6 protein-coding genes are annotated in these 10,624 nt (G+C 53.5%); all 6 read left to right on the plus strand.

All coding sequences use genetic code 11. From position 1 onward, the window contains the following. Positions 1-316 precede the first annotated feature (316 nt). Positions 317-1,459, plus strand: a complete 1,143-nt coding sequence (locus P0X86_RS15585; protein WP_277748918.1) for a GntR family transcriptional regulator — start codon at positions 317-319, stop codon at positions 1,457-1,459. 168 nt (positions 1,460-1,627) lie between these two features. Continuing rightward, complete coding sequence (locus P0X86_RS15590; RefSeq protein WP_277748919.1) at positions 1,628-3,859, plus strand: hypothetical protein; 2,232 nt, start codon at positions 1,628-1,630, stop codon at positions 3,857-3,859. A gap of 24 nt (positions 3,860-3,883) precedes the next feature. Then, complete coding sequence (locus P0X86_RS15595) at positions 3,884-6,958, plus strand: alpha-mannosidase (RefSeq protein WP_277748920.1); 3,075 nt, start codon at positions 3,884-3,886, stop codon at positions 6,956-6,958. A 49-nt stretch (positions 6,959-7,007) separates the two neighbouring features. Beyond that, a complete protein-coding gene (locus P0X86_RS15600; protein WP_277748921.1) occupies positions 7,008-7,934 on the plus strand; it encodes an ABC transporter permease in 927 nt (308 codons plus the stop codon). 12 nt (positions 7,935-7,946) lie between these two features. Then, positions 7,947-8,843 (plus strand): carbohydrate ABC transporter permease, encoded by an 897-nt coding sequence (locus P0X86_RS15605; RefSeq protein ID WP_277748922.1) that lies wholly within the window; start codon positions 7,947-7,949, stop codon positions 8,841-8,843. A gap of 72 nt (positions 8,844-8,915) precedes the next feature. Further along, the gene (locus P0X86_RS15610; protein WP_036663045.1) at positions 8,916-10,574 is read left to right on the plus strand and encodes an extracellular solute-binding protein; all 1,659 of its coding nucleotides are present in this window, start codon (positions 8,916-8,918) and stop codon (positions 10,572-10,574) included. The last annotated feature ends 50 nt before the right edge of the window (positions 10,575-10,624 follow it).

Genomic DNA, 10,624 nt, shown 5'->3' on the forward strand with positions numbered 1-10,624 from the left:
GGCGAATTCACTCCTTGTTATGGTCTGTTGTCAATTGGAAGCGCGTGCTCATCCGTTAACATTCACCCCTCCTTTTTGGCACCAACATCGTGTAGCACATCGCTTACCAACACATATTTAATATATTCAAATATAACTTTACAAGAGGTTCGACAAAACTTCCTATGATTCTTGCAAATCAGGCATGTTAAACGCTATCCTATCAAGGTATTGTCGTAATTGGCCGTTGTCAGCTCATGCTTGTTTATTGCGCTTGTATGTGTAAGGATATATTATATATTTCAAATATCATGAATGAATTGGTGATGTGATTAGTATGAGTACAAATGATCGAATTCCGTTGTATCAGCAAATCCAGGACTATATCCGACACGTCATAGCATCAGAAAATATGAAGCCCGGTGATCGCATACCGACAGAGAAGGAGCTGATGGACCAGTTTCATGTCAGCAAGATAACGGTTGCCAATGCGCTGACCGGATTAGCGAACGAGAAATTGATTGCCCGCGTGCCGGGCAAAGGAAGCTTTGTTGCAGAAGAAACGGACTTCTTACCCGGAGCGCAGCCGTCGGCTTCGTCGCACAGGGGAAGAGAAAGGACGCTGGCAACGGGCATGATTGGCGTGATTATGCCCACCATTCATGATTACTTTGCCATGAGACTCATTGAGGGGATCGAGCAGGCTCTTAGTGACGAAGGTTACCGCAGCATGATCATGCTGACGGACGGCAAACTCGACAAGGAAAAAGACGCCATCAAGGATCTGAAGGCTCTCGGAGCCGAAGGCCTGCTTATTTTCCCGATCGACGAGGAGAACTACAACGAGGAGATACTGGGCATGAAGCTGTCCGGTTTTCCTTTTGTGTTGATCGACCGGTATTTGCCTGGCGTCGAGACGCATTATATTGCGGCCGATGGAAGGCGGGGCACCAGGCTCGCCGTTGAGCATCTATGGGAGCTTGGGCATCGTGATATCGCCATCTGCTCGGATTCTCCCCTTCAGACCGTGACGGTTCAGGAGCGGATCGAAGGGTACATCGATGCATTGAAGGACAAAGGCGCGCTCATCAATCCGGCGCATATGATTACGGATTTCAAACCGCTGAACGTGCTCAAGGATGCGGAAGCCCACCCGTTATACCGTTACATCCGAAATCGTATGGTAACCGCCTATATTTCGCTTAACGGGAGACTGGGAGTGCAGATCTATCAGATGGCAAAGCAAGCGGGGCTTAGGGTGCCAGAGGACGTATCGATCGTCAGCTTCGACGATCCGACTTCCATCGTGGAGGAATTCAGCATTTTCACCCATGTCAAGCAGTTTGAGCGGGATATGGGATATCAAGCCGCCGGCAAACTTCTGGAAGTGCTGCGCGGCACAGGAGAAGCCAAGAGTTACAGCAAAATACTGATTGAGCCCGAGCTTGTGGTTCGCCAAACATCAGGCCAGGTTCCATGAACTTAATATTCACGCCAAAAATAAGCCTTTTCCGTCATCCAACGGAGAAGGCTTTTTTAATTCGAATTAAAAACATATTGAATATATTAATATTATATATTATATTCTAGAAAATGATGGAGGTTATGAAGCGACAGTACATTTAACCTGAGCAGGGAGGTATAAAACGTGCCGAGAGATCGCAGGGAAGAACGAACCGGGTTTCAAGAGTCTGCACCGTATCACCCCGACTATGATCTTCAGACAGACTTCGTGATGGTTTATGGGATTGACGAAACCATGCCCGAGCGGATTCGGAAATGGAAAGAGAAAGGATACGTCGTCCATCTGATGACCGGAGTCGCTTGGGGGCAATACAACAGCTACCTGGACGGGGAGATAGACGGCGTACCCCATTGGGATGAAGCCCAGAAGGATCGCTATGGGGAGATGATCCTGCATGGCAAACAACCGGTCATTCCTTACATGGTGCCTACGATTTCCTTTGGCCGCTTCATCGCGGACCGAATACGCATCGCGGTGGATGCGGGCGTGGAAGCCATTCATCTGGAAGAGCCTGAATTTTGGGTGAACGGAGGTTATTCGGAAGCGTTCAAACGGGAATGGCTGCTGTATTACAAGGAGCCATGGATTCCGCCGCATGCTTCGCCAGACGCACAATACCGGGCTTCCAAATTGAAAGCGTATTTATATACCCGCGTGCTCGACCGGTTATGCGCAGAGATGAAGGATTACGCGTTAAAGCGTTATGATCGAATCCTTCGCTTTTACGTTCCGACTCATAGTTTGATCAACTACACCCAATGGCGAATCGTAAGTCCGCAATCGGCGCTCGTGGAGCTCCCGTCCATAGACGGGTACATTGCACAGATCTGGACGGGGACCTCCCGGACGCCGAATGTATATGAGGGGCTGCGGAAGGAGCGGACATTTGAAACCGCTTACCTTGAATACGGCGTGATGCAGGAGCTGGTTCGTGGAACGGACAGACGCATGTGGTTCCTGCATGACCCGATTGAAGATAATCCGAACCACACGTGGGCGGATTACAAGCAGAACTATCTAAAAACCGTGGTCGCATCACTGCTGCATCCCGGGGTCTCCCATTATGAAGTATCGCCATGGCCGCGGCGAATCTTTAAAGGGACATATCCTTCCGAAGACGGTTCAGGCAAAGAGTCCATCCCGTCCGACTATGCAACGACGCTGCTCCAGGTCATGCATACGCTGGGCAACATGGACCAGAAAGTGATCGAATCGGCGGAAGACGACTTGCAAGTCGGCGTTCTAATTGCAGACTCCGCGATGTTTCAGCGAATGAAGCCTGAGCCTGGAGCGCCCGATGCCGGGAAATATGACGGCACGGATCCCGAAGGTTTTCAGGAGGCGGGCGACACGGAGCTTCTCGATTTCTCTCCGTTTTACGGTCTGACGCTGCCGCTGCTGAAGCATGGCATCCCGGTACGCACGCTTCAGCTTGATAATGTAAGGCGTTATCCGGGTTATTTGGCTCCATATCGCGTCCTTGTGCTGAGCTATGAATTCATCAAGCCGGAGTATCCTGACATTCATAATGCCCTCGCGCAGTGGGTGCGGGATGGCGGCGCACTGATCTATGTCGGCGATGACAGCGATCCGTACCACGGCATACGCGCCTGGTGGAACGCGGAGCTCGAGAGCGGAGCGTTCGGCTCGAAGTACAACTCCCCGCGGGAGCATTTGTTTGAGCAGCTTGGCCTGAAGGGGAAAGCGGAAGGAATCCATCAGGCAGGAAAAGGCATTGTATGCTGGCTGGATCAGCATCCGGCCGACCTGACCTTGTCGAAAGAAGGGGCTGACCGGCTGCGCCGCTCCGTCCAGGCTGCGATAGAAGCGCTACTCGGCACGGTACCGCCCTGGCATGCCAAGCATTATTTCAAGCTGCAGCGCGGTCCTTATATCATTGCTTCGGTTCTGGAGGAGTCCGTCACCGATAAAGACTTGACGATCTCGGGTCCTGTCGTGGACTTGTTCGATTCGAAACTCTCCGTTCATGATCAGTTTACGTTAAGCCCGGGGAAACAGGCGCTTCTCTATGATGTTGAAGCCGGTCGTCCTTCCGGAGGCAAAGTGTCCATCATCGCAGCTTCCTCCAGAATCGAGGAGCTCGACCAATCGGACGCCGGGTTCCGATTCACAGCCAAGGGACCGGCCAATATGCAGGCCAGCGCAAGGCTGTATTGTCCGTCCGAGCCGGCGTCCGTCCAGTACGTCACCGGGAATCAAGCGATGCCTGCCGACTGGGTATGGGATCGGGAGTCGTTAACCGTCCTGCTGCAGTACGAACACGGTGCGGCGAACCAGGCCGTGATTCAAGTGGATTGGATACCCCAATCCGTGACGGAACCTGCAGCCGACTGATGCAATAGAGAGGAGCAGATCATCATGCCATACGAACCGATAAGGCTTGAACCGTTGAAACAAATGTTAAACAAACTCCGGGAAGCCATCTATGAGCCGGTTGCCGAGTTGGAAGTGACGGCATGGGTTACGCCTGAACCCGTATCGTACTCGGATCGAAAGACGGGAACGAAAATGACGCTTGTCCATGGACAGCGATGGGGGGACCTGTGGGACTGCGCCTGGTTCCGTTTTGCCGGGAGCGTTCCGGAGCATAGCCGGAAGAAGGACCTCGTCCTCCTGCTGGACATTAACGGCGAGTTGTGTTTGGCGGATCCGAACGGATCGCCGGTACAGGGATTGACCACCGTGAATTCGGAATTCGATTTTTCCTTAGGGCTCCCCGGCAAACGTGTCGTCCGGCTTCATGACATGTTCCTGACCGGATCGGATATTGAAGTTTGGGCCGATGCGGGCAATAACGATCTCTTTGGCAAATACCGGGGAGGAACTTTGAAAGAAGCCGTCATCGCCAGCTGCCGGGAAGATATCCGGAGCCTATATTACGATGTCGAGGTACTCTTGGAAGCTGCCGAGCAGCTCCCGGCGGGAACCGCCCGCAAAGAGAGAATCTATCAGGCGCTGTATGACGTTTCGTTACGGCTCACGGATTTCTCGCCGGAGCGCGTCGCGGAGGCGAAGAAGAAGCTGGCTAAACCATTGAGCCTGAAAGGCGGCGATCCGGTCTTAACGATCAGCGCCGTGGGTCACGCGCATATCGATTTGGCCTGGCTGTGGCCGATCCGCGAAACGATCCGGAAAGGCGCCAGAACGTTCTCGACCGTCCTTCGCATGATGGAACGCTACCCGGACTACGTGTTCGGGGCAAGCCAGCCCCAGCTATATGACTGGATGAAGCAGCATTATCCGGCACTGTATGAACAGATCAAGGAACGGGTGCGCGAAGGAAGATGGGAACCGCAGGGAGCCATGTGGGTAGAATCGGATACCAATGTGCCGGGCGGGGAATCACTGGTTCGTCAGATCCTGTACGGGAAGCGATATTTTCAACAGGAATTCGGGTTGGAGATGAAATCGCTCTGGATGCCGGACGTGTTCGGTTACTCCGCCAGCCTGCCGCAGCTGCTCAAAAAGTCCGGCGTGGATTATATGATGACCCAGAAGCTCTCATGGAGCGAGTACAACCGGCACCCTCACCATTCCTTCCTCTGGGAAGGCATCGACGGCTCCGCTGTACTGACCCATATGCCTCCTGAAGATACGTACAACAGTCCGGCAGCCCCTCGTTCCATCGCCAAAGCGGAGCGGGAGTATTTAGATAAGAACGTATCCGGCCATGCTTTGATGCTCTTCGGCATTGGAGACGGCGGCGGCGGTCCGGGCGAAGAGCATTTGGAACGGCTGGCTCGCGAGGAAAACCTGCTCGGTTTGTCTCCCGTCCGGCAAGAGCCTTCGTGGAAGTTCTTCGAACGGTTGAATGAAGAGCGCGAGTCGTTCCAGACGTGGCGCGGGGAGCTCTACCTGGAGAAGCATCAAGGAACCTTGACCAGTCAGGCCCGGAGCAAGCGTTACAACCGGAAGATGGAGAAAGCGCTGCGCGAGCTGGAGTTTGCTTCCGTGCTGGCAGCCCGGCTAGGGCGGGATTATCCAGCTGAGGCGCTGGAGACGATCTGGAAGGAAGTCCTGCTGTATCAGTTCCACGATATTCTTCCGGGATCTTCGATCAAGCGGGTGTACGATGAGTCGCTGGCGCGGTATGAAGAGCTGCTTGGGCAGACGGAAACCATGATTGCCGACACCTACAGCTATTTAGCTGACCATATAGCACGCAGTGACACGGCTTCCGCGCAAACCGTCATCTTCAATTCGCTGCCTTGGGAGCGACGAGAGTGGCTGCGCATGAACGGACGCTGGCATCGTGTGCAGGTTCCATCGATGGGATATGCAGTTTTATCGAATGACGCCGGCCTGGAAGCGGATGGAGAAGCCGCATCCTCCTCTGAAAGCTTGACTAAAACGCCAGGGGCGTGCGCAGACGCTGCAGCTGAAGGACGAAGCCTGGAGAACGACAAGGTCATCGTGACGTTCGATCAAAACGGGGCTATCCTGTCGGTTCTGGATAAAGCGGAAAACCGCGAAGTCATCCAGCAGGGACGATTAGGCAACGATCTTCGTGTGTATCATGACGGCGGGGACGCATGGGATTTCCGCCATGACTATGCGGCGAATCCGGGTACACGGTTACACCTACTGAGCATGCGGGAGCTTCGGGAGGGGCCGAGGATCGGGCTTGTCTTCGAGTACGGTTACGGGGAGTCTTCGCTGACCCAGACCGTCGTGCTGACGGCGGGCAGCCGGCGCATCGATTTCGAGACGGACGTCGATTGGAGGGAGAATGGCAAGATGTTAAGAACGTCGTTCCCCGTTAATATTCGCACGGATCAGGTCCACTGCGAAATCCAGTTCGGCAGCCTGAGCAGACCGACTCACCGCAATACGCTGTGGGATTTTGCGAAGGATGAGATCTGCGCACATCAATGGGTGGACTTATCGGAGCCGGATTATGGCGTCGCGCTGCTCAATGATTGCAAGTATGGCCATCGCGCCATCGATAACGTGCTGGATCTCCATCTGCTCCGCAGCAGCTCCTATCCCGATCCGGAGGCGGACCGCGCGGAACATCGATTCACATATTCGTTATATCCGCACCAAGGAAATCATGTGCAAGCCGAAATCTACCGAAGAGGCCATGAACTAAACGTCCCGCTTCGCACGGTGTCCTTGCCTGACGTATCGGATCAGGAGACAAGAAAGCTGCCTTTATCCCAAGCGTTTCTCAGGCCCGATCATCCGCACATCATGGTGGAGTCCGTCAAAAAAGCCGAGGACGGGGACGATATCATCGTTCGTCTGTATGAAACTTCGGGAACGCATGCGGGCACGTCGCTTCGGCTTGGATTTCAAGCCGCCGAGGCCTGGATTGCCGATCTGATGGAGAACCGCCTTACGCAGCTGAAGCTGAACGAGCCGTCTGAAATCGCGCTATCCTTCACGCCGTTTGAAATCATCACGCTGCGGTTGAATGTACCAGAACTATAGAGGAACGGGGCGGCATCGCCGCCCCATGTGAGAAAGGAGAGGTGGGAATGTGAACAAGTCACGATGGACAAGCAACCGAGTATTCAAGCGAATTTGGCAGCACAAGCTCTTTTACTTGTTCATGCTGCCCGGCATCGTCTGTTTTTTTCTGTTTTCCTATGTGCCCTTGTACGGAATTCAAGTTGCCTTCAGGGACTACACCTTCATAGGCGGATTTACAGGCAGCCCCTGGGCCGGATTCAAGTACTTCGAACAATTCTTCAATTATTATCAGTCCGGGGACATCATCCGCAACACGGTCATCATCAGCCTCATGAAGCTGCTGATCGGATTTCCGATGCCGATCATTCTTGCGCTCCTGCTGAATGAAGTCCGGAAGATGAAATTCAAGAAGACGATTCAGACCTTGTCTTACTTGCCTTATTTCGTATCCTGGATCGTGGTCGTCACCTTGATGCAGCGGCTGCTGACCCCATACGGCGGTCCGGTCAATGACCTCTTGGGCTCGTTCGAGGCCGAGTCGATCCAGTTTCTGAACAATCCAACCTGGTTCTATCAGATGATTGTAGGTTCCGATATCTGGAAGAACATCGGCTGGAATTCCATTATCTTTATGGCCGCCATTGCGGGCATCGACCAGCAGCTTTACGAAGCTGCCAAAATGGATGGCGCGGGGCGCTTCAAGCAGATGTGGCACGTGACGCTTCCAGGTATCCGCAATGTGGCCATCATATTGTTTATTCTCGCGGTGGGCAATTTGATGAGCGCGGGGTATGAACAGCTCCTGCTCCTGAACGGACCGGCGACTGCCAGCATGGGCAGCGTTCTGGACGTGCACGCCATCAACTCCGGTATCCGGGAAGGACGACTCAGCTACGCCGCGGCCGTCGGGCTATTCCAAAGCATCATCGGGCTCATCCTGGTTCTGACGGTCAATCGGATCGCCCGCAAAGTCAGCGATGTATCCCTGTTCTAAGGAGGTGACGTAATGAAACGCAAATGGTCTTTCTTCTCGGTGTTTAACTACACGTTTCTCGCATTGATCGGCTTCTCCATGATCTACCCGTTCATATACATTTTGGCGTATTCCTTGAATGACGGCAAAGATTCGATGATGGGGGCCATCTATTTCCTTCCCCGTAAATTCACGCTGGAGAACTATGCCCAGGTGTTCGATAACGCCCGTATATGGAAGGCATACCAAATTACGCTCATACGCACCGTGCTCGGAACATTCCTGCATGTGGTGCTGTGTACGCTCATGACCTATGCGCTTTCCAAGAAGACGCTGCCCGGCCGTTCCTTTTTTACCTTCTACATCTTTCTGCCGACGATTTTCAGCGCCGGGTTCATCCCGTTCTTCATTACGCTGCAGAAGCTGCATCTGATCAATACCTTTTGGGTGTACGTGCTGCCGATGCTGTTCAATTTCATGCACATCGTCATCATTCGCACCTTCCTGCAAGGCATACCGGAGGAGCTGGAGGAATCCGCCCGCATTGACGGTTACGGCGATTTTCAAATCTTCGTTCGGATCATACTGCCGCTCTCGGGACCGGTGCTGGCAACCATCTCCCTCTTCATCGGGGTGGCCCATTGGAATGATTGGTTCTCGGGCGCATACTACGTATCCAACAAAGACTTGATCCCGGTGCAGACCTTATTGCAAGAGATGCTGACCGAAGCAGAAGCGTTATCCAATTCGATGCAGCGCGCGGCGCAGCAAGGTGGTCAGACGGTAGGCGGAACCAGCGGGGCAGGCGCGACGCCCGAATCGCTTCGCATGGCCTTGCTTGTCATCACGGTCTTCCCGATCCTGTGCATTTATCCGTTCCTGCAGCGATATTTCGTAAAGGGGGTTATGATCGGTTCGGTTAAAGGTTAGGTCATCCTGACCCGGAATTTGTCCAAAGCTTTACCAAGATCATTGATATCCATATTCCAGGAGGCGATTGGTTTGAAGAGGATTTGGTCGAAAGGCGTATCCGCATTGCTCGTGTCCATCATGGTTGGAGGTTTGCTGATCAGCTGCACGAATTCATCAGGGAACGGAGATAACGGAGAAGGCGCAGAAGGAGAGAATTCATACAAACTCAAAATATTACACAATTGGAATGGCTCAAACGGTTCCGATGCGATGACGCCGGTCGAAGAAGTCATCAAGGAGAAGACGGGCGTTACCCTGGAGTGGGAATATACCAAGGGCAGCGAGACGGAAAAGGTCAATCAGATCTTCGCGACCCAGGATTTGCCCGACATCTATACCGGACCTGCCTGGGGCGGGGAACTGGACGGAATCATCAAGGCGGCCAAAGAAGGACAATTGGTCGATATCTCCGAGAAATTGAAGGATTATCCGAACTTGTCCAAATCCATCGCGGAAGAAAATGTCCCGCCGGCATTGTATGAAAAAGCGATTAACGCTTACGACGGCAAAAAGTATCTGCTGCTGCAAAATCAGCCGGCGACCAACGAAGATGGCATGGACTGGCTCTACGGCTTCTATGTGCGCAAAGACATCGCCGAGAAGGTTGGCGTTGATCCGCAATCCGTCGTGACGAAGGACGATTTCTATAACTTCCTCAAAAAAATCAAGGATGCCAATCTGCAGGAGAACGGCCAGCCCGTCTTTCCGCTGGGCGGCTTCAGCAACGGCTGGGCCGTCGGCATCGGCAACACCATGTTTTATTCCGGAGCGAGTTACGTAGACAAAGGCGACGGCACGCTCGAGCATAACTTCTTCACCAAGGGCTACGAAGAATACACGCTGTTCTATCGAAAGCTGGTTGAAGAAGGGCTGATGGATCCTGAAGCCTTCACCCAGACGGACCCGATTGCCAAGGAAAAAATCAATCAAGGCCGCATCGCCATCCTGGCCGCCCACTACCCGGCTATCCTGGATGCTTCCAAGGAATATGTCTCTTCGCATCCGGGCAGCGACTACATTCCGCTCGGCCCGCTGGAGCGCGCTGACGTCGAACCGGACAGGCCTGTCGATCTCGGAATTCAAGGCAACAATGTGACGGCGATCACCAAGAACTGTAAAGGCGCTTGCGTGGATGCCGCGCTCAAGTTCCTCGACTTTATGGCTTCTGATGAAGGCTTTATGCTGGCAAGGTACGGGGTGCAGGGCGTTCACTGGGACATGAAGGACGGCAAGCCTGTCGCGAATCAGGAATGGTTTGACAAATTCAGCACGGACACCAACATGAAGCTGCGCAAGAACGAAGGCATCAGCATCGGCCTGGAATCGCTGACAGGGCTTGACCGCATCAATTCCGCTGCGGGAGGAGACATCTGGGCGGAACAAGAAAGGCTGGACGCGATGGAGAACGCTCGCAAAATCCTCCGTCCGAACGGCATTCAGGTCATTACGGCGTACAACCCCGGCGATGTCATCACCAAAGCGCCGGAATGGGAAATGCTGAAGCCCTCGATGGATCGGATGGGCGATGCGTGGAAGGAAGCGGTTTTTGCCAAATCGGATGAAGCCGCCATGAGCATTATCAACGAACTGCGGGAACAGCTCCGAAAGACCGGTTACGATAAGGCGATGCAATTCACGAATGAAAATCTGAAGGGGAAAGACGTTGTGACCGTTCAAATGCCGAACTAATCATATCCATGATCAGGGGAGCCCGTTAATTAGGAAGGCTTCGCATGACC

Source organism: Paenibacillus sp. BR1-192, assembly GCF_029542445.1.
Classification (GTDB): Bacteria; Bacillota; Bacilli; order Paenibacillales; family Paenibacillaceae; genus Paenibacillus_AQ; species Paenibacillus_AQ lautus_A.

Bases quoted from the DNA above. Each gene is read 5' to 3' on its own strand.
- P0X86_RS15595 (WP_277748920.1), top strand. From the start codon at position 3,884: ATGCCATACGAACCGATAAGGCTTGAACCGTTGAAACAAATGTTAAAC.
- P0X86_RS15585 (WP_277748918.1), top strand. From the start codon at position 317: ATGAGTACAAATGATCGAATTCCGTTGTATCAGCAAATCCAGGACTAT.
- P0X86_RS15605 (WP_277748922.1), top strand. From the start codon at position 7,947: ATGAAACGCAAATGGTCTTTCTTCTCGGTGTTTAACTACACGTTTCTC.